21 protein-coding genes and 1 other annotated feature are annotated in these 23,613 nt (G+C 38.9%); of the genes, 7 read left to right on the forward strand and 14 right to left on the reverse strand.

The annotated features are described in order from the left end of the window. The first annotated feature begins 70 nt into the window (after positions 1-70). Complete coding sequence (gene moaC, locus ACU8YW_RS23535) at positions 71-556, forward strand: cyclic pyranopterin monophosphate synthase MoaC (RefSeq protein WP_000094144.1); 486 nt, start codon at positions 71-73, stop codon at positions 554-556. 37 nt (positions 557-593) lie between these two features. On the opposite strand, the gene ACU8YW_RS23540 is transcribed toward moaC, so the two are convergent. The 6 genes from ACU8YW_RS23540 to ACU8YW_RS23565 all read right to left on the reverse strand — a co-directional run bounded on the left by ACU8YW_RS23540 (position 594) and on the right by ACU8YW_RS23565 (position 6,572). Next, positions 594-1,607 carry a molybdopterin-synthase adenylyltransferase MoeB gene (locus ACU8YW_RS23540; protein WP_048540776.1) on the reverse strand — a complete coding sequence of 338 codons (1,014 nt, stop codon included), beginning with the start codon at positions 1,605-1,607 and terminating at the stop codon, positions 594-596. A gap of 17 nt (positions 1,608-1,624) precedes the next feature. After that, a complete protein-coding gene (moaA, locus tag ACU8YW_RS23545; protein WP_088064603.1) occupies positions 1,625-2,638 on the reverse strand; it encodes a GTP 3',8-cyclase MoaA in 1,014 nt (337 codons plus the stop codon). A gap of 173 nt (positions 2,639-2,811) precedes the next feature. Further along, the gene (locus ACU8YW_RS23550; protein ID WP_426934109.1) at positions 2,812-5,499 is read right to left on the reverse strand and encodes a BclA-related collagen-like exosporium protein; all 2,688 of its coding nucleotides are present in this window, start codon (positions 5,497-5,499) and stop codon (positions 2,812-2,814) included. 121 nt (positions 5,500-5,620) lie between these two features. Next, entirely contained in the window at positions 5,621-5,944 is a 324-nt protein-coding gene (locus tag ACU8YW_RS23555) for a hypothetical protein (RefSeq protein WP_001110863.1), read from the reverse strand. 20 nt (positions 5,945-5,964) lie between these two features. Continuing rightward, a complete protein-coding gene (locus ACU8YW_RS23560; RefSeq protein ID WP_000512461.1) occupies positions 5,965-6,189 on the reverse strand; it encodes a spore germination protein in 225 nt (74 codons plus the stop codon). A gap of 77 nt (positions 6,190-6,266) precedes the next feature. Then, a complete protein-coding gene (locus ACU8YW_RS23565; protein WP_000141210.1) occupies positions 6,267-6,572 on the reverse strand; it encodes a rhodanese-like domain-containing protein in 306 nt (101 codons plus the stop codon). Between the two features lie 199 nt (positions 6,573-6,771). On the opposite strand from ACU8YW_RS23565, the gene ACU8YW_RS23570 reads away from it, so the two are divergent. Then, positions 6,772-6,954 carry a hypothetical protein gene (locus ACU8YW_RS23570; RefSeq protein ID WP_000171896.1) on the forward strand — a complete coding sequence of 61 codons (183 nt, stop codon included), beginning with the start codon at positions 6,772-6,774 and terminating at the stop codon, positions 6,952-6,954. Between the two features lie 49 nt (positions 6,955-7,003). On the opposite strand, the gene ACU8YW_RS23575 is transcribed toward ACU8YW_RS23570, so the two are convergent. Beyond that, positions 7,004-8,128: a homoserine O-acetyltransferase family protein gene (locus ACU8YW_RS23575; protein ID WP_087984855.1), complete on the reverse strand. Its 1,125-nt coding sequence runs from the start codon at positions 8,126-8,128 to the stop codon at positions 7,004-7,006. 155 nt (positions 8,129-8,283) lie between these two features. Here ACU8YW_RS23575 and ACU8YW_RS23580 point away from each other — a divergent pair, with 155 nt between their 5' ends. From ACU8YW_RS23580 to ACU8YW_RS23600, 5 genes are all read left to right on the forward strand, one after another. Continuing rightward, positions 8,284-10,368: a spore germination protein gene (locus tag ACU8YW_RS23580; protein ID WP_426934110.1), complete on the forward strand. Its 2,085-nt coding sequence runs from the start codon at positions 8,284-8,286 to the stop codon at positions 10,366-10,368. A 16-nt stretch (positions 10,369-10,384) separates the two neighbouring features. After that, positions 10,385-11,479: a spore germination protein gene (locus tag ACU8YW_RS23585; protein ID WP_106382724.1), complete on the forward strand. Its 1,095-nt coding sequence runs from the start codon at positions 10,385-10,387 to the stop codon at positions 11,477-11,479. Then, complete coding sequence (locus tag ACU8YW_RS23590) at positions 11,455-12,534, forward strand: Ger(x)C family spore germination protein (protein ID WP_147786578.1); 1,080 nt, start codon at positions 11,455-11,457, stop codon at positions 12,532-12,534. Before ACU8YW_RS23585 ends, ACU8YW_RS23590 begins: the two co-directional genes overlap by 25 nt. Positions 12,535-12,624: 90 nt before the next feature. Beyond that, positions 12,625-12,810, forward strand: a complete 186-nt coding sequence (locus tag ACU8YW_RS23595; RefSeq protein WP_001982745.1) for a hypothetical protein — start codon at positions 12,625-12,627, stop codon at positions 12,808-12,810. 189 nt (positions 12,811-12,999) lie between these two features. Further along, positions 13,000-13,422 (forward strand): pyrophosphohydrolase domain-containing protein, encoded by a 423-nt coding sequence (locus ACU8YW_RS23600; protein ID WP_000180547.1) that lies wholly within the window; start codon positions 13,000-13,002, stop codon positions 13,420-13,422. Positions 13,423-13,466: 44 nt separating this feature from the next. On the opposite strand, the gene ACU8YW_RS23605 is transcribed toward ACU8YW_RS23600, so the two are convergent. From ACU8YW_RS23605 to ACU8YW_RS23635, 7 genes are all read right to left on the reverse strand, one after another. Next, positions 13,467-14,483, reverse strand: a complete 1,017-nt coding sequence (locus tag ACU8YW_RS23605) for a hypothetical protein (RefSeq protein WP_446894011.1) — start codon at positions 14,481-14,483, stop codon at positions 13,467-13,469. 203 nt (positions 14,484-14,686) lie between these two features. Beyond that, the gene (leuS, locus tag ACU8YW_RS23610; protein WP_426934112.1) at positions 14,687-17,095 is read right to left on the reverse strand and encodes a leucine--tRNA ligase; all 2,409 of its coding nucleotides are present in this window, start codon (positions 17,093-17,095) and stop codon (positions 14,687-14,689) included. 65 nt (positions 17,096-17,160) lie between these two features. Further along, positions 17,161-17,380 (reverse strand) — a binding site (T-box leader). A gap of 188 nt (positions 17,381-17,568) precedes the next feature. Next, entirely contained in the window at positions 17,569-18,762 is a 1,194-nt protein-coding gene (locus ACU8YW_RS23615) for an MDR family MFS transporter (protein ID WP_001137571.1), read from the reverse strand. 306 nt (positions 18,763-19,068) lie between these two features. Then, positions 19,069-20,292, reverse strand: a complete 1,224-nt coding sequence (locus ACU8YW_RS23620) for a cation:proton antiporter (RefSeq protein ID WP_446894012.1) — start codon at positions 20,290-20,292, stop codon at positions 19,069-19,071. Between the two features lie 3 nt (positions 20,293-20,295). Next, the gene (locus ACU8YW_RS23625; RefSeq protein WP_001026048.1) at positions 20,296-20,793 is read right to left on the reverse strand and encodes a cation:proton antiporter regulatory subunit; all 498 of its coding nucleotides are present in this window, start codon (positions 20,791-20,793) and stop codon (positions 20,296-20,298) included. Between the two features lie 34 nt (positions 20,794-20,827). After that, complete coding sequence (locus ACU8YW_RS23630; RefSeq protein WP_446894013.1) at positions 20,828-21,394, reverse strand: tyrosine-type recombinase/integrase; 567 nt, start codon at positions 21,392-21,394, stop codon at positions 20,828-20,830. A gap of 345 nt (positions 21,395-21,739) precedes the next feature. Beyond that, positions 21,740-23,599 carry an FtsX-like permease family protein gene (locus ACU8YW_RS23635; protein WP_088064617.1) on the reverse strand — a complete coding sequence of 620 codons (1,860 nt, stop codon included), beginning with the start codon at positions 23,597-23,599 and terminating at the stop codon, positions 21,740-21,742. Positions 23,600-23,613: the final 14 nt, after the last annotated feature.

Genomic DNA, 23,613 nt, shown 5'->3' on the forward strand with positions numbered 1-23,613 from the left:
ATATTTGCAATTTTTTTTATCTCGATTAAACTTTATATATTAAATAGAAATTACTTCAAGGAGGAATTCCATGTCTTCATTCACACACTTTAATGACCAAGGACGCGCGAAGATGGTTGATATAAGTGACAAAAAAGCAACCGTCCGAACAGCAATTGCGTGCTCTAGCATTGTCGTTACAAAAGAAATTTACGATAAAATCTCTCACAATGAAATTGGGAAAGGTGACGTATTAGCAGTTGCACAAATCGCAGGTATTATGGCTGCGAAACGCACTTCTGATATTATCCCAATGTGCCATCCTTTATTATTAAAAGGTGTTGACGTTTCTTTCGATTGGAAACAATCCGAAGAACAATATCGATTACTTATTGAAGTAAAAGTTAAAACAGAAGGTAGCACCGGTGTTGAAATGGAAGCTTTAACAGCCGCTTCCGCTACAGCTCTTACTGTGTACGATATGTGCAAAGCTGTTGATAAAGGTATGATTATTGGCGAAACTTACTTATTTGAAAAAACAGGTGGAAAAAGTGGAGATTATACGAGAAAGTCTTAATCTTCTTTCCGTTGAACCTAAAGGGCTCCCTTTAGGTTCAACCTATATATCTTGCATATAAGCGTTTTGCTATATTTATATCATTCGTTCCATGAATGAACGCCCTGCCATCTGTAAATAAAACAAAACGAAATTCCTCCACCGGAAATGATAATAAATACGGAGTAGCTTTTACATCCACACTTCTTTGTAAGCGCTTTTTAATTTCTTCTAAATTAAATTCATTCCGCACACCTGGACGGATTTGTACTGTATTTCGGCCACATAACACTTCTGTTTTCGTTTGTGCTTCAAATGTTAAACTCGGATATGTACGTAATCTTCCGCAAGATAAACATGTGTCTTTTTTCTGCCTATTCACTTTAAATGCCATCTGTTGATTATTCCAAAGATCAAACGATAACATCGTTTCGCGAAGTGCCCCATAGTCTTCTACTAATATTTTCAGCGCTTCCGTTATTTGATGCGCAACTACTAATTGTACTGCCGGCTGTATAATACCAGCCGTATCACATGTTGCCCCGCTCGCTGGATGTTCCATTAAACAGCGGAAACACGGTGTTTTTCCTGGTAAAATTGTATACGTTACTCCGTAGCTTCCGACACAACCACCATATATCCACGGAATATTATACTTTTGTGAAATATCATTAATAAGAAGACGCGTTTCAAAATTATCTGTCGCATCTAATATTAAATCTACATCATTCACTAGCTCTTCCATTTCTTGCACTGTTACATCAGTCACAACCGGATTTATTTTCACCTCAGAATTAATCGCTTGTAAATGCTCTGCTGCTGCTACCGCCTTTGGTTTATATTGCTTTGCATCTTCTTCTGTATATAATTGTTGCCTTTGTAAATTACTCCATTCTACATAATCACGATCCGCAATTGTTATTTTGCCAACACCTGCTCTAACAATTGCTTCTGCATTCGCTGCCCCGAGAGCACCAGCGCCGATAATAAGCACATGCTTCTCTCTAATTTTTCTCTGACCTTCTTCTCCAACACCAGAAAATAATATTTGTCTTGAATATCGCTCCTGCATACGATAGCCCCCCTTTCTTATCCTCCTATATAAGACATTTCAATTTTCGGACGATTCTTTGCACTTTCTTCTGTCCGCTCATCCGAATACCTGTCTTTTCTATTCATCCATACATCTTGTATAACGCTTACTAACTCATCATCCGAAAGATTTCCTCTAAGAAGTTCCCTTACATCCAATCCTTCTGTCGCAAATAAGCAAGTATAAAACTTTCCATCTGCCGAAATTCTTGCTCTCGTACAAGAGGAACAAAATGACTCTGAAACAGAAGTAATAAAACCGACTTCGACATTTGTTCCAACGTAACGATATCGCTTCGCAACTTCACCGAAATAATGCGCTTCGGCTGGCTCAAGTGGATACACACTATGAATCATTTCAATTAATTCTTGCTTTGTAACGACTTGATCAAAGTTCCATCCATTTGTACTACCAACATCCATAAACTCAATAAACCTAAGTGTGATTCCTTGCTCTTTAAAATAAGCAGCCATCGGAAGTACTTGATGGTCATTCATCCCTTTTTTCACAACCATATTTACCTTTACATCAAGCCCGGCCTCTTTTGCAGCCATAATTCCCTTTATAACAGGTTTCGTATTGATATTCCGGCCATTAATGTCCTTAAATACATCGTCATCTATTGCATCCAAACTAACATTTACTCTATGTAATCCAGCTTCTTTTAATGCTTTTGCTTGTTTCGTTAAATGAATTGCATTTGTCGTTAACCCTATATCTACTAACCCTTCAATTTTCACGAGACGAGCAATAAGTTTTGTTAAATCTTTACGCAGTAGTGGTTCGCCACCAGTAAGTCTAATTTTTCGTACACCGATGCTAACAAATAGTTTTGCCAAACGCTCAATTTCATCAAACGTCAGTAAAAACTCATCTTTCAAAAAAGCATAATCTGGCCCAAAAACTTCCGCTGGCATACAATATGTACATCTAAAATTGCAACGATCAATGACAGATATGCGCAAATCTTGAAGTGGGCGTCCAAAAAAATCTGTAACCATCTCCTGCATCGCCACCCTCCCTTTCTGTCAAATTTCTCTCTTTTCATTCTATTATAATATATTTTCGAACTGCGATGTTTTTGCTCAAGTGAATAAAGTGAAACTTTCCTAACCAATTAGACTACCTACAAATAACAGGATAAAAAACCTTGAAGCATAAAAGCTCCAAGGTTTTCTTCCTATTAACTTAGTCTAATAATAGTTAGAGTAGCTCCTGGCGTTGCCGTAGATAATGTAGCTATTGCAACTAATCCAAATAACTGCAGACTAATGGCAGCTCCAGCAGGCAAATTAGCAATGATTGTCGCATTAAATGAACCTGTAGCTATTGCTGGTGAATTTATTGTTCCTGCAAGCGGACTGCCATTTACAGTTATACGAGAACTTACAAGTAAAGAGGCTGTTAAATTTATTGTATAAGCTATATAGTAATTCCCCGCATTCGCAACCGTAAATACGGTATTTCCTCCGCTAACGGTAATTCCTGGTCCAATATTTTGATTGTTCGGTAATGGTACATTTGTACCACCTAATAAAACGGAAATAGCGGTTCCTGATGTATTATTCGCAAATGCATACGTTGCAGTTGTACTAACTCCGGTCACACCCGTTGCTCCAGTGGATCCCGTCGGGCCTTGTGGACCTTGAATTCCTTGTGGACCTTGTGAACCAGTAGCTCCCGTATCCCCTGTCGGGCCTTGTGGACCTTGCAACCCTTGCACGCCTTGCGGACCGGTTGGACCTATTTCTCCTTGTACACCTTGAATTCCTGTTGGGCCTTGTGGACCGGTCGGCCCCTGCACTCCTTGGATTCCTTGAATTCCCTGTGGACCTTGTGCTCCTGTTGCTCCTGTCGCACCTTGAATCCCTTGTGGGCCTTGATCTCCTTGTACTCCTTGTGGACCGGTTGGGCCTTGGATTCCTTGCGGGCCTTGGATTCCTTGTGAGCCTTGATCTCCCGTTGCTCCCGTTACTCCTTGTATCCCTTGGGGACCTTGAACACCTTGCAGACCGGTTGGACCTATTTCTCCTTGTACACCTTGAATTCCTTGGGGTCCCTGTAAGCCCGTCACACCAGTTGCTCCTGTTTCTCCTGTCGCTCCTGTCACTCCAGTTGAGCCTGTCGCCCCGGTATCTCCAGTTGCTCCTGTCACACCGGTTGCTCCTGTTGGTCCAGGTGGTCCACCGGATGGACCTGTCACTCCAGTCGGACCTGATGGCCCCGTTGGACCACTTGGTCCTGCTGGTCCTCCAGAAGGACCAGTTACCCCTGTTGGACCGGTTACTCCTGTCGGGCCTGTAGTTCCTTCCCCTGTCGCTCCGGTTACACCCGTATCTCCTGTTACTCCGGTTGGACCTTGGCCCCCTTGAATTCCCTGTGGCCCCTGCACTCCTTGCGCACCCGTTGGACCTTGAATTCCTTGAATACCTTGCACGCCCTGTGTTCCCATTGGACCTGTTGGGCCTATTTCCCCTTGAGTACCTTGCACTCCTTGCGGGCCCTCTGGACCTGTTGCTCCTATATTCCCTTGTACACCTTGAATTCCAGTTGCTCCTTGTGCTCCTATTGCTCCTGTTACACCTTGTGGTCCTATAGCCCCCTGTATACCTTGTGGACCTTCTGGACCTGTTGCTCCTATTAGCCCTTGGATTCCCTGTATACCTTGCGGACCCTCTGGACCTGTTGCTCCAGCTGGTCCTGGCACCCCTTGTATTCCTTGCGGACCTTGAAGTCCTTCTGGGCCTTCTGGTCCTGTTGGTCCGATCTCACCCATCGGGCCTTGAATCCCTTGAACTCCTTGTGGTCCCGTTTCTCCTGTTGGACCCGGTACTCCTTGTATACCTTGTGGACCTTGATCTCCTGTTGCCCCTGTTACACCTTGAGGCCCTATAGCTCCCTGTATACCTTGTGGACCTTGATCTCCTGTTGCTCCTGTTATCCCTTGAATTCCCTGAACTCCTTGTATTCCTTGTTCACCAGTTACGCCCGTCGGACCCGGAATACCTTGAATACCTTGCGGACCTTCTGGACCTGTTGGTCCAATTGGCCCTTGAACCCCTTGTATTCCTTGCAATCCCTGTGCTCCTGTTTCTCCTGTACTTCCAGTCGGTCCTGTATTTCCCGTTACTCCAGTTACACCTGTACTTCCTGTTACCCCTGTATTTCCAGTTGCTCCCGTCGCACCTGTACTTCCACTCGGTCCACCTCCTGGACCTGTCGCACCAGTTGCCCCCGTCGGACCTGGTGGTCCTCCAGATGGACCCGTTATCCCTGTTGGACCTGTTATTCCAGTTGGGCCTGTAACCCCTTGACCAGTTGCTCCTGTTGTCCCCGCACTTCCACTCGGTCCTTGTGGTCCTTGTATCCCTTGCGCTCCTTGTATTCCTTGTGGACCTGTTGCACCTGGTACCCCTTGCACACCTTGAATTCCTTGAGGTCCCTCAGGTCCAGTCGCTCCAATCGAACCTTGTAACCCTTGTATCCCCTGTATACCTTGTGCCCCAGTCGCTCCTGTTGGACCAATCGGACCTTGTAACCCTTGCACTCCTTCTGGTCCTGTCGCTCCTGTAGCTCCCTGTGCTCCCCTCAATCCTTGCGGCCCCTGCTGTCCTTCTGGTCCTGTTGCCCCTATTGGTCCAACTGGTCCTTGTATCCCTTGCACACCTTGAGGTCCTGTCGGGCCCATCTCCCCCATCGGACCTTGTAATCCTCTTGGCCCTTGAGGGCCAGTCGGACCTTGGGAACCAGTTGGACCAGTAATCCCAATGCCAGTAAATCCCGTTGGAACGGGTGGAAAGGTAGGACCAATAAGATTTGGTGAAATTCTGAAATTAGAGTTTAATGAATGTTTTTTATCGCGCTCTCTCACACTTTCACCACCTGCACACCATCTTTTTTACATTAAACAAACCTCTTCTTCTTAATATGTATTTACAAAAACAAACTCAAAGACTATTTTTATTTGAAATAATAAAAACTCCCTTAAATCCTTAAGGGAGTCCAGCAATTGAATCCATATTATCTGTATTAGGGACAGCTTGTGCTATACTCGATGCATTTACACTTTGCCCCATATTTGTTCCTGTTACAGTACCCGCAGGAGTGCCTCTTGTATATGTTGTCGTCACCGAATCACCCGGCTGTAAACAAAGCTTCGTCTCCGTCCCTATTACTGTAACAACGTCGATCCAAGTGCACCCCATTGAGCCACTATACGATTTCGTAGCAGTAAATGACGTATCACTCAAATTATCACCAGTAAATATATTCCCAGTGTTATTCACAATAACAAACTCTTTTATATGAGCAGGCATAATTACACTCTACCTTTCCTCTATGAACCTAATGTACGTGTACTCGTTGCTAATGGTGGAAGAAATACTGATGTTCGAATCACCGCTTCTGGCTGCCTTTTCCCATTTAAAAAAATAGCCGCACTCGATCCTCCAGCACCTGCATATATTTTTGCTACAGCTAAAGGTGAGATATCATAACAGTCACCGACATTAACAGCCCCTGTATTATTAATAATTTTTACTTTCCGCAAGTTAATCCCCATTTACCTATCCCCCTTTTGTACACTGTATGCAAAAGAAAAAAACTTGAAACAAACACGTTTCAAGTTTTTTTAGCTACTTATTTCGTTTCACCTTCATATTGAAGCATACCGCCAACCATGTTCATTGTTTTAAATCCTTGCTCATTTAAATAATGGCATACATTTTCACTGCGCATTCCCGAGCGACAAATAAAGATATATTCATTCTCTTTATCAAAGAAATCTACTTTATTTGGGATATCACCCATTTTAATATGTACAGCTTCTGGAATTTTCCCTGCCGCTACTTCTTCATCTTCCCTTACGTCTACTAAAAATAACGTTTCTCCATTTTCTAAACGCTCTTGCACTTCTTCTGTAGTAATTGTTTTAACTTCTGTCATATGTCGTTCCTCCTTATATACAATAAAACCTTTAGTCTCTTCCTTAAACAAGCATATCTAGTCAATTTTAGCATGCGAAAGAAAGAACGCAAAGAATGGAAATTTTATTTCTCAATTTTCTCGCAAAACTTATTCTTTACAAACATAACTCGTGCATTGTATCCTCAATATACTTGTTTTATGAAAGGAGCCAATGAAAATGACACTTTTTCTTTTCATTACGGGCATCATTTTCTTAATCGCCGCAATTATTGCACTTAGTATGAAGAATAATAAAAAGATAAAATCACCACAAGAAATGTCATTCTTATTTCTATTGCTTAGTATCGCATTCTTCGGTATAGCAATTGCCACATATATTTTCCGTCTACAAATCATGTAAAAAAAGGTGCCTACTACATACATCGCACCTTTTTCACACCATTTATTTTCTACACCAAACTAGATACTTTCCGATTTAAAAATTCATAAACTTTCTTTTCAAATAAATGAATATCAAATGCTCCTGCCATATGCCCATTTATACTTTCTATCTCATACACTTCCGCATACTTCCCTTGTTTTTGCAAAATGTCTACCATTTTATAATTATAACGTGACGGCTGAAGCAAATCTTGTTTGCACGGAATCATAAGTACATTTGCTTCTATGTTAGAAAGCGCCTCTTCTAAAGACGAAAATCCATGCGCAATATCATGTAATAAAACTGCTTTCGCAGTGTATATCCATGAATTTGCATCTACTAACTCTATACTTCTATATGTCACTTTATTTATTTCTTTCTCAAATGATGTTAATGCAGCAAATGTTTCATAAGGTTCTTTCTCTACACTATTACGAGGGAATGTCGTTTCATAAAAATGCTCATCAAATGCGTTCATAAACATCATTCTATTTGCTAAATGAAGTCCCTTCATTGGCTGCTCTTCTCCATATTTTCCGCCCTTCCAACTTGGATCCAGTTGAATAGCCTCAATTGCATTTTGCGCTACATTTACCGACGTAATAATTGGATTTTGCGGGTTCGTAATAACACCAATCATCCGCTCTACCATATGAGGATAATGAACAGCCCATTGCTGCGCAATCATCCCACCAGCTGACGGTCCCATTACAGCATGTAACCTTGAGATTCCCATATCTTTTATTAACTCATATTGCACACGAGCTACATCAAGAAATGTAAAAACCGGAAAATCCATCGCATATTCATCTCCAGTTTTCGGATGAATCGATTTCGGTCCCGTTGTAAACACATAAGGGTTCTTAACCTGCACATTACAAAGATTATCAGTACATATAACAAAATATTTATTTGTATCAACTGCTTTTCCCGGTCCAATTAAACCATCCCACCAACCAGACTCCTCATCATGCGCTGTATATTTCCCTGCCGCGTGACTCGTTGCACTAAAATAATGGCATACCAAAATCGCATTTGACCTTTCTCTATTTAAAGTACCATACGTCTCATACCCCATTTGAACAGGAATTCCCCTACCATTTTCAAACGTAAACTCTCTTAAAACAAACTTTTCCTTTTTTACAAATTGCACAGACTCGCCCTCTTCCCGACATAGTATGAACTGCTGCTTACTAAAGGATTTTTTCTATGCAAACTAATCTCCTCCTTCTTTTCATAAATAAATGAATAATATACAAAATTAGCCACAAAATAGCATTATATTACACAATCAAAGAGGGCATACATATGATTTGGAATTGGCTACGTAAGAAAAAAAAATCAAATACGACAGAGAAAAACGAAACAGATAACTCGGAGCAACAGCTTAACAACCAAGAGAATGATAACAAAGAACAGACTAGAAGTATGAAACATAATAAAGATAGCAATAGCGAGCAAAAAAAAGAGGAACACAAAGAGCCTTCTCAGGATCAGCAGCAACAACATTCTAAACAAAACGACTCAGATCAGAATCAACAACAAAACTCTAAACAAGACAACTCGAATCAGAATCAACAACAAAACTCTAAACAAAACGACTCGAATCAGAATCAACAACAACATTCTAAACAAGACAACTCGGATCAGAATCAACAACGAAATTCTAAACAAAACGACTCGAATCAGAATCAACAACAAAACTCTAAACAAAACGACTCGAATCAGAATCAACAACAACATTCTAAACAAAACGACTCGGATCAGAATCAACAACATTCTAATCAAGACAACTCGAATCAGAATCAACAACGAAATTCTAAACAAAACGACTCGAATCAGAATCAGCAACAACATTCTAAACAAGGGAACTCGGATCAAGATCAGCAGCAAAACTCTGGAAATAATAGTATTTATGATTTTACGAAACCAGAAAAAGACCGGATTCACTCTCTACAAGATTTAATAGAGAAACTTAAAAAATCTAGCGATTTTGTTAATTATCACACATCTGACGATGAAACGATGCCTTATTGGATTTCTTACTATCGCCCTTCGCTTGATGGAGAGAAATTACAAAAGTATTTAATGCCTACTCTTTTAGAACGACCTAACGCTTCACTAGAAGAGCTAAAAGAACATATTCCAATGAGCGGTATTACAATTACGAACGATTTACAAAAAATTGAGGATATGGTGTTAAAGGGACATGCGATTATTCAATTAAATCAGCAAGACCAAAAGTGTATGCTTGCAAACATTGCAATTGATACGTATCGGGCACCAAGCCCTCCTTTAAACGAATCGACTGTTATCGGTCCTCAAGAAGGTTTCGTAGAGGATATTGATACAAATATTAATTTAGTTCGAAAACGTCTTCCTGTTTTAGATTTACAAACAAAAGAAATGATTGTCGGCGAGTTTTCCAAAACAAAAGTTGTCATGATGTATTTAGACAACCTCGCTGAAAAAGAAAATGTAGATTTTCTCGAGGAGTCATTACGTGCTCTTGAATATGATCAAATTAATGATAGTGCTTATATACAAGAACTAATGGGTGAAAAGTCGATTTTCCCTCTCTATATCAATACAGAACGTACTGATAGAGTTACAAAAGCACTCATTGATGGGAAAATTGCTATTTTTGTGGATGGTTCTCCAAGTGTTCTACTTACGCCAGTATCCTATTTCGATTTTTTCATTTCACCAGAAGACTATAACGTTTCTTGGCTATACGCTACATTTTCACGCATTTTACGCCTTATCGCTGTTCTATTTTCAATTTGTGCTACACCACTATATGTTGCAATTTTAAATTATCATTATGAACTTATTCCAAGTGATTTACTTGAAACTTTGATTTTATCAAGGGCACAAGTACCATTCCCACCTTTAATTGAAGCACTCTTTTTAGAACTTGCAATCGACTTATTGAGAGAAGCTGGCGCGAGATTACCGATGAAAGTTGGTCAAACACTCGGAATTGTAGGTGGTATCGTAATCGGGCAAGCATCTGTACAAGCTGGTTTAACGAGTAATATTTTATTAATTATCGTTGCCTTATCAGCACTTGCTTCCTTTATTACACCTATTTATAAAATGGGTAATGCAGTTCGATTACTACGCTTTCCATTTCTTATGTTTGCAGAAATAGGCGGATTGTTCGGGATTTCTCTTGGATTTATCTTCTTATTTACGCATCTATTCAGACTTACTTCCTTACGTAAGCCGTACGCTTTGTTTTATCCGACGAGACAACAGTCGGTTAAGGACTCTTGGATTCGTTTTCCTTTAACGATGATTGATACAAGGGATGTACAAGCGAGGCCACAACATGTAAAAAAATCAGCAAAAGGAATTTCAACAAAACATAGATCAGACTTTGATGATTAAAGAACGAGGTGCATCGATGAGTAAAGTTCAAGAAAAATATCAAATATCTCCTGTCTTTGTCTTCTTCTTAATTCACGGTGCACAGTTTGGAGCTGGCGTTCTCGGCTTCGCTCGAATTACTGCCAAGGCCGCTGGATACGATGGCTGGATGGGCGTTCTAATCACAGGAATCTGTATCCAGATTCTTATATGGATGATGTATTTTTTATTAAAAGAAACAAACGGTAATTTAATCGACTTACATCGGCAAACATTTGGAAAGTGGCTAGGGAACGGCGTTAACATCATCTTTGCTGCTTATTTTTTAATCGTCAGTATTTCCGTCATTCGAACATACGTTGAAATTATTCAAGTGTGGATGTTTCCTACCGCTTCCACTTGGATGTTAACACTCTTTTTATGCTTAGTTAGCTATTACATTATTTCTTCTGGATTTCGTGTAATTACCGGTATTTGCGTCATCTCTGTTGGTGGTACATTAGGATATTTATTTCTAAGCTTATTCGTTTTGAAATATTCACATTGGGATAATTTACTACCTATATTCACACATTCTTTTTCAGACATTTTAAAATCCGCTCAACTGTCAATCTACAGTATGACCGGTTTTGAGATTTACCTCATGGTGTATCCATTTGTGAAAAAGCCTATGCAATCTCATAAATACGCCCAGCTTGGAGCACTATTTTCAAACCTTCTATATTTATTTAGTACCCTTTTAGCCTTTTCGTTTTTTAGTGAAAAACAATTATTAAAAACGATATGGGCCCAACTTTCTATGACCCAAGTCATTCAATTACCATTCATAGAAAGGCTAGAATATATTGCAATTTCAGCTTATGCCCTCGTTATTATTACAAGTTTTATTCTACCTTTGTGGGCGGCAACGAGAGCAACTCACGAAATATTCCGTGTAAAACAAAGAGGTGTTTTAATCGCTTTTATCATTATCACCCTCATTGTTTCACAACTTTTAACAAACAGACACGATATTAATAATTTTATTAGTAATGCATCAAAGGGGAGCTTTTGGCTCATTTATGTATACATCCCAATCCTATTTATCATTGTGTGGGTGAAAAGAAAATGGAAAAAATCAAAAATAAATTAATACTTATCTCTTGTATAACACTCATCAGTCTAACTGGATGTTTACAAAAAAATATTATCGATGACGTACACCTTATCCAAGGAACTGTCTTTGATGTAGCAAAAGATAATAAAATAAAGGTAACATTTGTTTGTCCTATTCAGCAAAAAGGGAACAAAGTTCAAGTTTTTGAAGGAACAGCAAATGCTGTAAAACAAGTAAAAGCAGACACATCTTTAGAGTCTTCTCAACCATTTGCTAGCGGGCAAATGCGAGTTGCTCTATTTACCACCCGAATTGCTAAGAAAGGAATGGTTGCTTCCTTCGATACATTAATTCGCGATGTAAACATTGGAAATGCCTTATATGTTGCTTTACTTGAAGGTAACGGTACTGAACTTTTAAAAGGAAAGTACACGACTTCATCCAACGTTGCAATTTATATAAAAAAAATGCTAGAACATAATATGGAAACCGGTCCTTTACCAACAGATAATCTGCATGTAGGAGCATTCCGTTATTATCAAGAAGGGCAAGACTACTATATTCCAATTTTAAAGAAACATGGTGATAAAATAAAAATCACCGGAATTGGTCTTTTTAAAAAGGATAAATATGTTGGTAAAATTGCAGAAAAAGATATGTTTGTATTCAAAGGACTTTTAGAGAAACATAAGTTGGATTCACATGAATTTAAAGCAAATCCTGGGTACGTAATGATTAATAATATTCGTTCTGTTCCAACATACGATATAAAAATAAAAAATGGAAAGCCTTCTTTTTCCATTCATGTTAAAATTGATGCTCGCATTCAAGAAGTATCAAAACAAATTAACTTAGAGAATGCTAAGAACACAAAAAAGATTGAGAAAGCCATCCAAAAACAATTGGATATACAAGGTAACAAGTTAATTAAGCAATTCAAATCTTTAGGTGTCGATCCGCTCGGGCTAGGAGCTAAATATAAGCAACATTATCGCCCATTCAAATTAGAAGAGTGGAGGCAAATGTATAAAGATGTTCCAGTTACTATAAAATACACCGTAAATATTACAAATTCTGGTGTAATTGAATGAGAAATGATTGAACTCCTCTCTCCAGCATGATACAACGGAAAGAGGAGTTTTTATTTTAGATAGAGAGAGAAGATATTTACGGGGGAGCTTATGTCTAAAAAATTAGTAAAGCCTATTTTAAATGGTATTTTATTTCTCGGCGTCTTTTTATTTGCTCATACATACTTAAAAAATGTTTCCTTCACACGTTATTTACTTGTCGTTATTCCAATGTTGCTCGTTGGTATGTTTGGCATCGATCTTCTTTTATCCATTTTAATAAAAGAAGAAAAATAACGAGCAAGGCCGTCCCAAAAATATTCCGGGATGGCTTTCTTTTATTAATAGGTTATGTTTTGTCGTTTAGTCGATATAATCTTTCCCTACCTTAACTAAAAGATGAAACTTTTGAACAGTCCTTTTTCATTTCATAATCACCTTATGTTACAATGAGATTCGGCACAAAGCGAGAAAGGATGAAACAACATGACAAACGAAAAAGGTTTAGATAAAGGATACGAACTTGTTGCAAAAATGCATGAAGAGTTCGGACACCCTGTGACAAATACTCCAACGAAATTAACAGAAGAACGTGCAAAAATTCGTGCTAGCTTTATGCAAGAAGAGCTAGAAGAATTTCTAGAAGCAACGACTGTTGAAGATCAATATGATGCACTAATTGACCTTATTTACTTTGCATTCGGAACGTTTGCCGAAATGGGCGTACGTCCTGATAAAGGATTCGAAATTGTAAATAACGCAAACATGGCAAAACTATTCCCTGATGGAAAACCTCGATTCCGTGAAGGGGACGGCAAAATTCTAAAACCAGAAGGCTGGCAAGCACCAGAACCACAGCTTCGTGCTGAAATCGAACGCCAGCGCCAAGAAGCTGAAAAAAACTGCTAGGATTTCCTAGCAGTTTTTTATTATGTCTTTTTTTCTGCAATTCATTAATGACCCACGTGTCCAGCGTGCCCTGCTGCTCCACTAATGCTAGCCGCTCCTGCTGCTGCTCCTGCTCCTCCTGCTCCAATTCCACCTGTCCAAGGAGAAGATTGTTGCTGTTGATATTGTTGGTATTGTTGGTGCTGTTGGTGCTGTTGGTGCTGTTGGTGCTGTTGGTGCTGTTGGTGCTGTTGGTGCTGTTGACCATGTTGGCCTTGATGACCGTGTTGACCTTGGTGTCCGTGTTGGCCTTGATGACCGTGTTGACCATGATGACCGTGTTGGCCTTGGTGACCATGATGACCGTGCTGGCCTTGGTGACCATGATGACCGTGTTGACCTTGATGCGTTTGATAAAGAACAGCCTGTGGATATATATGATGGTGTCCGTGGTGATGTACTTGTTGTTGATGGCCGTGTTGACCTTGGTGATGATGATGACCGTGCTGACCTTGTTGGCCTTGGTGATGATGGTGTCCATGATGACTATGTTGACCTTGATGGTGGTGATGTCCATGATGACCGTGTTGGCCTTGATGGTGATGATGTACATGATGACCGTGTTGGCCTTGATGGTGGTGATGTCCATGATGACCGTGTTGGCCTTGGTGGTGGTGATGTACATGATGACCGTGAACACCTTGCGGATAACCACCTACTCCACCTGCTACAACACCTACTCCCGGTACCGGAAATCCTGTCTGCACTCCTCCAACGAAAGAAGGAAATGTAGTTGGTACTCCTACTGGAATTCCTGTCTGTACGCCAGCTACTGATGTCGGAAATCCTCCTGTTACTGTAGGCATTCCAGCCCCTGATGTCGAAAACCCTCCCATTAATGTAGGCATTCCAGTTTGCATGCCCGCTACCGATGTTGGAAATCCCCCTGCTCCTCCACCCATCCAGCTCGGAATTCCACCGTACCCTTGTTGGCCAGCTCCTCCCATTAACATCATTTGTGTATAACTGTCCGATTCGCCTCCGAAGAAGCCATGTGGTGCATTATTGTCCATCCCTTTCATTCCTTTCACCTCTTCTACTCAATTTAGCCTACCTTTTTTATCATATTTCCTATAGAAAAATAGGTGTTTGTCTGTATTGGAATTCCGCTCTTTTATTTGTACGTAGTGGAATAGTTGAAAATTTAGATGAAAGAGATCCTGAAATTATTTTCTACACAAAAAAGCTCAGAGCATAAATGCTCTGAGCTTTTTTTTAGAATGAATTAGTTTGCAACAACGTTAACAAGTTTTCCAGGAACAACAATTACTTTACGAACTGTTTTCCCTTCAATTTGGTCTTGAATTGCTTCAAGTGCAAGTTGTTCCATTTCTTCTTTTGATGCATCTTTACTCATTGTTAGTTTCGCGCGAACTTTGCCCATAACTTGAACAACGATTTCAACTTCATCTTCTACAAGTTTAGACTCATCAAATGTTGGCCAGCTTGCATATGTGATTGTTTCATTGTATCCAAGTTTGCTCCATAGCTCTTCCCCGATGTGAGGTGCAACTGGTGCAATCATTTTCACGAAACCTTCTACATATTCTTTCGGAAGTGTTTCAGCTTTATATGCATCGTTAATGAATACCATCATTTGAGAAATCGCTGTATTGAAGCGAAGTTCTGCATAGTCTTCTGTTACTTTCTTCACTGTTTGGTGGTAAGCTTTTTCAAGCTCTTTATTTGGTGCATCCGTAATTTTCTCACTTAATTCACCGTTATCTTGAATGAATAGACGCCATACGCGGTCTAGGAAACGACGAGCTCCGTCAAGACCATTTTCAGACCAAGCGATTGAAGCATCTAATGGTCCCATGAACATTTCATATAGACGAAGTGTATCTGCACCGTGGCTTGCTACGATATCATCAGGGTTTACAACGTTACCTTTTGATTTACTCATTTTCTCGTTGTTTTCACCTAGAATCATACCTTGGTTAAATAATTGTTGGAACGGCTCTTTCGTTGGAACTACACCGATATCGTATAATACTTTATGCCAGAAACGAGCATATAGTAAGTGAAGTACAGCGTGCTCTGCTCCGCCGATATAAATATCAACTGGAAGCCATTGTTTTACTTTTTCAGGATCTACAAGTGCTTCACTATTGTTTGGATCGATGTAACGTAGGTAATACCAGCAGCTACCAGCCCATTGTGGCATTGTGTTCGTTTCACGACGACCTTTTTTACCAGTCTCAGGATCAACAACATTTACCCACTCGTCAATGTTAGCAAGTGGTGATTCACCTGTACCTGAAGGACGAATGTTTTCTGTTTTCGGAAGAACTAACGGTAATTCTTCTTCTTTCACAGCTGTCATTGTGCCATCTTCCCAGTGAATTACTGGAATTGGCTCACCCCAGTAACGTTGACGGCTGAATAACCAGTCACGTAGACGGTACGTTACTTTTTGATTTCCTGCGCTTGTTACTTCCAGCCATTCAATCATTTTTGCGATGGCTTCTTCTTTATTTAAACCATCAAGGAATGCTGAGTTTACGTGCGCACCATCACCTGTGTATGCTTCTTTCGTAATGTCTCCGCCTTTTACAACTTCCTTCATTGGAAGATTGAACGTTGATGCGAATTCATAGTCACGCTCATCATGAGCGGGAACTGCCATTACAGCACCTGTTCCGTAAGTTGCAAGAACATAGTCAGCGATCCAGATTGGTAATTTCTCACCATTTACTGGGTTAACTGCGTAAGCACCAGTGAATACACCAGTTTTCTCTTTCGCAAGTTCTGTACGCTCTAGGTCACTCTTCATTTTAACAGAGTTAATGTAAGCTTCTACAGCTTCTTTTTGCTCTGCTGTTGTAATGTCAGCAACAAGCGCATGCTCTGGGGCAAGTACACAGTAGCTCGCACCAAATAGTGTATCAGGACGCGTTGTGAAAACTGTGAATTTCTCGTCTGTACCATCGATGTTGAAGTGTACTTCTGCACCTTCAGAACGACCAATCCAGTTACGTTGCATATCTTTTAAGCTTTCTGGCCAATCAAGCTCATCTAGATCTTCTAATAGACGATCTCCGTAAGCTGTAATTTTTAACATCCACTGTCTCATCGGACGACGCTCAACTGGATGTCCACCGCGCTCACTCTTACCGTCAATGATTTCTTCATTTGCAAGTACTGTACCAAGTGCTGGGCACCAGTTTACAGGTACTTCATCAACGTAAGCTAAACCTTTTTCAAATAGTTTTAGGAAGATCCATTGTGTCCACTTGTAGTAGTTTGGATCTGTTGTATTTACTTCACGATCCCAATCGTAAGAGAAGCCTAATGCTTTAATTTGATTACGGAACGTATTAATATTAAGCTCTGTAAATTCTGCCGGGCTGTTTCCAGTATCAAGTGCATATTGCTCTGCTGGAAGACCGAACGCATCCCATCCCATTGGATGAAGAACGTTATATCCTTGCATACGCTTCATACGAGATAAGATATCTGTCGCTGTATAACCTTCTGGATGTCCTACGTGTAGGCCTGCACCTGATGGATATGGGAACATATCTAGTGCATAAAATTTTGGTTTTTCTGTCTCATCTGGCGTACGGAATGTTTTATTCTCTTCCCAGTACCCTTGCCACTTCTTCTCAATATTTTGATGATTAAAGCTCATGAGATACCCTCCTTGAAATTCTATTTATTTTCACCGCCCAAAATACAAAAAACCTCTCATCCCTAGAAAGGGACGAGAGGCTATAGATTCCCGCGGTACCACCCTAAATTAATGTACAAATATACATTCGCTTAGATCCGTAACGTGGATTAACGGCAATTGCTACTACTAGTTTCACAACTGCAACTCAAAGGCGAGTTCATAACGAAACGTGGATTGACTTGCACCGACCGTCAACTCTCTAAACCAGCTTCTATTACTACTACTCCTTCTCACTGTTATTACAAATATAAGTTAATGTGAACTACCCACCACTTCGTATCTCTAAAGAGCTTACTTGAAGCTAAGGCTTCTCGGTTAATCGTTACTCTTCATAACTAACGAATTCGTCTTAGGACAGCCGAGCTATCTCCCTTGTTCCAAAGGTTGTTTTATTTAAATATATTCTAAAACATGTTACATGTTCCGTCAAACTAAACTGCAATTTTTTCTTCTACTGTTTCTTCTACTTTTACTCGTTTATCATACATGCTCGTTGCAATAATCGCTACTACAAGCATTACCATGATTGCTATAAACAATACTTCCATATTGTATAAATCAACAATTGCTCCGCCAACGACCGGTCCGAACATTTTCCCTACAGTCGCCGCGCTATTTACAACCCCTTGATAAAACCCTAACTTATCTTTTGGTGCAAGTATATTTGCAATGGTCGGAACTGCTGGCCATACGAATAACTCACCAATCGTTAACGTCACCATCGCAACGAGGAACATCGTGAATTGCTGCGCTTGACTTAACACAATAAATGACGCCGCAAAAATGACGATTCCAATCATAATTTGTTGTTTTAAAGAACGCTTCATCCAGCGAATTAACATACTAACAAGTGGCTGCGCACAAACAATCATCGCTCCGTTTATCGTCCATAATAAACTATAATGGCGGAGGCTAATATCTAATTCCCGCATATGAGTCGCAATCGCCCCTTGCCACTGCACATATGTAACCCAGCATAAAGCATATGCTACACATACGATAAGAAGTGCTTTGAATCCAGGTGTAAGTGTCCAGCCTTTTTTCGTTTCGACTTCTTTTTGCACTCCTGGCTCTTTCTTGTCTTCCATACCACGGAATCCAATAAAAGCAATTAAGAAGAAAACAAAGTACAAAACAAAATTGGCTAAGAAAATATAATCAAAACGGTAAGATGCAACTAAACCACCGCACGCTGTTCCGATCGCAATACCAACGTTTTGCCCAACATACATCGCATTAAATGCTCGTCTTCCGCCCTCTGGCCAAACCGTACCGACCATCGCATACATCGATGGGAAGACCATTCCAGAACCAAAGCCGATTAATGCTAGCCACACAACATATAACGGCCAACCGTGGAAGAACACAAGGCCTAAAATCGATACAAGTGTAATGACAATCCCTACTAAAGTTGATTTATAACCGCCCCATTTATCAAACAAAACACCGCCGAGCAAGTTTCCGATTACACCAGTAAGCGAGTTGATCATTAATACCATTCCGGCCACAGATAAAGATTTTCCTAGGTGATCATGCAAATAAATTGTATTAAAAGGCCATAAAAAAGAAGCACCCGTGACATTAATAATCATCCCAGCTACTAATAGCCATACTTTCCTTGGCATAGTCTCCCCTCCTATTCTATTTTTTTCGTTCATCTATAACAGTAAAATTGTAGTCGTTTTTAAATAGGAAGGCAACTGATTAATAGTTGATGAAATTCAGATAATGGTTTTTCAGTAAATGAAATTATATGAATTGTCACTTGAAAATATATCAGCGATTTGGGGAATATATCGGCGATTCCCGAAATATATGAGCGATTATTAAAATATATCGACTTACCGACAAAAAACGACATCAACAACAATATATAAAAAAGGAAGACTGCATAAAGTTCTAAAGTTCATGCAGTCTCCCCCTTATTTATACTATCCAACTTCTTTTTCTCGCTTCGCACGTTCTTTCGCACTCCATTTAAATATTTTATTTAGTAGAGAGTATATTCTCCCAGACTCCTTCGTTAATAACGGTCCTAACGATGCTAATATTAAAACGTACAGTGCAGAGAACGGTTTAATCGTTGCCATTAAACCACCCGCAATGCCGATATTGGCTACAATAATGGAGAACTCTCCGCGTGATACGAGGGTTAAACCGATATTCGTAGAAGCCTTATGCGATAACCCGGCTTTACGTCCCGCCATCATTCCAGCTGTAAAATTACCGATGAGCGTAATGAAAACTGCTCCTAATGCCAACCACACTGCTCCTCCAAGTGAAAACGGATCTATACTTAAACCGAAACTGAAAAAGAATATGGCTCCAAAGAAGTCACGAAACGGAACGACGAGATGCTCAATCCGATCACTATGCTCTGTTTCAGAAAAGACGAGTCCTAACAATAATGCTCCAATTGCCTCAGCAACATGAATCGTTTCTGAAAATCCTGCTACAAAGAATAAAATGGCGAATATTACGATAATAAAAATTTCGTTTGACGAAATATCTAATACTTTATTTAGAAACGGCGTAGCTTTTCTAGCGATTACAAAGAATAGTAGCATATACCCTACCGCGATTAACACCGATGTAAGAGCACCTACAAATGATGTTACACCACCGAGTACTAACCCTGAAACGACTGATAAATATACAGCTAAAAAGATATCATCAAACATAATGATTCCTAATATTAATTCAGTCTCTTTATTACCAGATCTTCTTAAATCAACAATTACTTTTGCAACAATTGCACTCGATGAGATTGTAATGATTCCAGCAATAATTAATGTTTCTAATAAGGGGAAACCCATAACATATCCATAAAGTAAACCCAATATGAAATTAAGCGATATATGAATACTACCCCCAAAAGCAATCGACTTTCCTGATTTAATTAATTTTTTTATTGAGAATTCTAAACCTAAGTAGAATAAGAGGAATATGACGCCAACACGGCCGAGGAAGGAAATAACTTCTCCGCTTTCAATAAACCTTAAATCGATAAGTCCTAAATCTGGGGCATGAGGCCCCACTAACATACCGAGTATAATGAGAAACGGAATAATCGAGAACTTTAACTTCGCAGCGAGGATAGCTGCAAAAGCTACTAATACTAACGCAGTTCCAACTTCAAAGATTAAAGTATCCATCGATTAGGAATCACCTCCTGCTGAAAGCAATTCATTAATAATTCTTTTCACTTCATGTCTTTCACCCGACAATACGAGCATATCGCCAGCTTCAATAATAGAATCTGGACCTGGATTAAAGAATTTCTTCATATTCTTTTTCAAAATAGCAATAATCGTTACGTTATATGTTTTTCTGACATGTAAGCTACCAATTGTTTGTTGTACTACTGGTGCATTATTCTCCACCTTAAACCATTCAATTGATAATCCTTCAAAAGCCATCTCAATTGTGTCTAGCGCTTGCGGCCTATATACCATTCCGCCTAATATAGCCGCAATTTGTCTCGCTTCAGAATCACGAAGAGAAATGCTTGAAATACTCTCATCATGATCCGCATCAAAATGATACATTTCTCTTCGGCCATCATCATGAATCACAATAACCATTTTTTCATTACCTTTTGTTATCACTTCAAATTTACATCCAATGCCAGGTAGTTCACTCTCTCTAATATTCATATTTTCCGCCTCCTAAAGTTTTTAGTTACGGCTCTTACAAATCTACATCAATCTCTGTTTTAAACTTCTCATCTTTTGAGATTCCTAAATACTTGAGCGTTTCTGATGGAGTTGCGTGATGAAAATGCTTTTGCAATAGCGCAATCGCTATTCCTCTTTTGTACGCATGAAATCCAAATGTTTTTCGCATTGAATTCGTTCCAATCTTTTCAACAATCCCAACCGCTTCAGCTGCGCTATGGATAACACGATATGCTTGTTGGCGTGAGATTGAATTTTTCGTTTTATTAGATTGAAATACGTAGTTTTCTCTTTGAGCATCAATAGATTGTGCGTACTCTAAAAGGGCTTCTTTTACTTTTGTATTTAAATAAATATCTTGTTTGAATTTTTCATCTTTCACAGGAAGAGAATAGAACTCTTTAACAGTTCCATCTTCATTCAATACCTCTTCAAATTTCATACTAAGTAGTTCAGTGATCTTTAATCCAGTGTTAATTCCAATAACAAATAAAAGATAATCTCGCTGCGAATGCTCTTTTAAATACTTTTTCATAGCCTCAATTTGGCTTATATCTTTTAATGCCTCTACAACTTCCATACATGTATCTCCTCATCTTATGAACGGTAATTTTCTCATTATCCTGTCCATTTTACCTTATCATGCTATGAGATTTCCATGTATTATCCATTATTTTCACAATATACTCTTACGACAATTTTTCATTTGGAAATTTATGATTGTACAAATACGGTGTGGGTAGAAAAAATAGGGGGAGTACAAGTTCAGCTTCTTTCTACAGATCGGATTCCTCCTTTCATTTTTCGGTTGCTGATACTTTTATATTATGTTACTTATTTACATTATATTATATATTTCAGTAACATTAAAGTGTTTTTTCTGAAAATACAAAAAGCCGAGCACTTCCACTCGGCTTTTTACCTATTAATCTTCTTTTGGAAGAACAATTCCTTTATACAATTGAACTGTAATGAAGTAATAAATCGCATAAATAACTACGAAAATTACGATCGGTACCCAAATACGGAAGTAAGGATCCATTAAAATAAATCCGAAAATATTCATACCAACTAATACGTGAGCGATACCCACAATTGCCGGGAATAAGAATACTAAGAATAATTCTTTATAAATCGATTTCGTTAATAACTCACGGCGCACACCGATTTTACGAAGCATTTGATAACGCGTAATATCTTTTGATGCACCAGAAAGAATTTTAAACATTAAACAACTTGCCATCATTGCTAAGAACGCAATTCCAAGGAAGAATCCCATAAATACTGTTCCACTCGCAACGCCGTAGAATCCATTGTAAGATTGATATTTACTATCTAATCTTTCAGCTTTTACATTTTTATATTTAACTAGCTGCAACTCGTCAAGTTTTTTCCATTCTTTTGTGTATGCTACAAAATCGTCTGTTTTTCCAGTAACTACGATTCCTTCTTTACCATTTACAGTATCGTACATTTTCTGATCTACAATTTTAATTGCATGATCTTCATATAGATAAAATGGCTGAATTGTTCTGAAAGCCTCGTTCCATTCTTCTGGAAGTTCTTTAGCACTCGCATCTTTTTCATTCATTTCTCTAGAAACTGCACCTACTGGCAGTTCCTCTGAAACTTTCTTTATTTTTCCTAAATCCTTCATACTTTCCATCTGTTTTGTATCTTGTACGAAAGGAGGATTTTTCTCTAAATCTTCTTTTACATAATAAACGTATTTATTATCAACTTTGTAACGATATTCATTTTTCTCTTTAAATGTAATACCATCTAAAATATTCTTTTCTTCAGCTGTTGGGTTATGAATAACTGAATCATATATTACTAAACCATCAACCATTTTTATAACGTTATTTTTAAACGCCATACCACCTGAAATTGCACCCGCTCCAAGAGCAACTAACATCGCTACCGTTGCAAGTACTTTCGTTAAGCTATTAATACGGAAATTTAATTGTGCAAACGTAAAAGCATTAAGTCCTTTTTCACTACGTTTTTTATTACTCTTTAACTTTCTAATGATAACTGGGAGAAGTGATCCAAATAGCATGTAAGTACCAGTTGTTGTTGTAATTAATGCAATAAGGATTCCCATTTCTCTTAGTTTTGCCATATAGATCATTGATGCATAGCCAATTCCTAATAAAATAACAGCAAGGATTGCAACGACACCTGTCATTTTTCCCTTTACTGCAACACGCTCTGTTTGTGCATCTGCATGTACAAGTTGCAGTACAGAAATACGTGATAACTTAATACTGTTCATAATTGCTGATAATACAAATAGTGCAAAGAAGAAAATGCAAGTAACAGTCATAGATGGAAGATAAAATGCTTTATAGCCTTCACCAGCAAATTCTAATTGTTTCATTAATAACTGTCCGATACCTTCTGCAAGTCCTACACCAACTGTAATACCAATCGCAAGAGACGCAGCACCTAATACAATCGTTTCAATAAACATAAGCAATGTAACTTTATGTTTTTTTGCTCCTAACATCATGTACATACCAAACTCTTTTTGACGAAGAGATAATAAGAAAGAGTTCGCATATAAAATATAGAAGAACGTTATAATGGCTAGTAAAAATGAACCTGCCTGGAATACGAATCCAATTGATTGAATAACTGAGTTAGATTCAATAAACGCTTTATTAAGCGCTAACGTTTGAAACATATAAAAAATTGAGATAGACATGACAAGACCAACAAGTAAGACGATATAATCTTTCAGCTTACTCTTCAGCCCCGACATGGAAAGTTTAAATAACATACTGGAACCTCCTT

The sequence above is a fragment of the Bacillus pretiosus genome, from assembly GCF_052947655.1.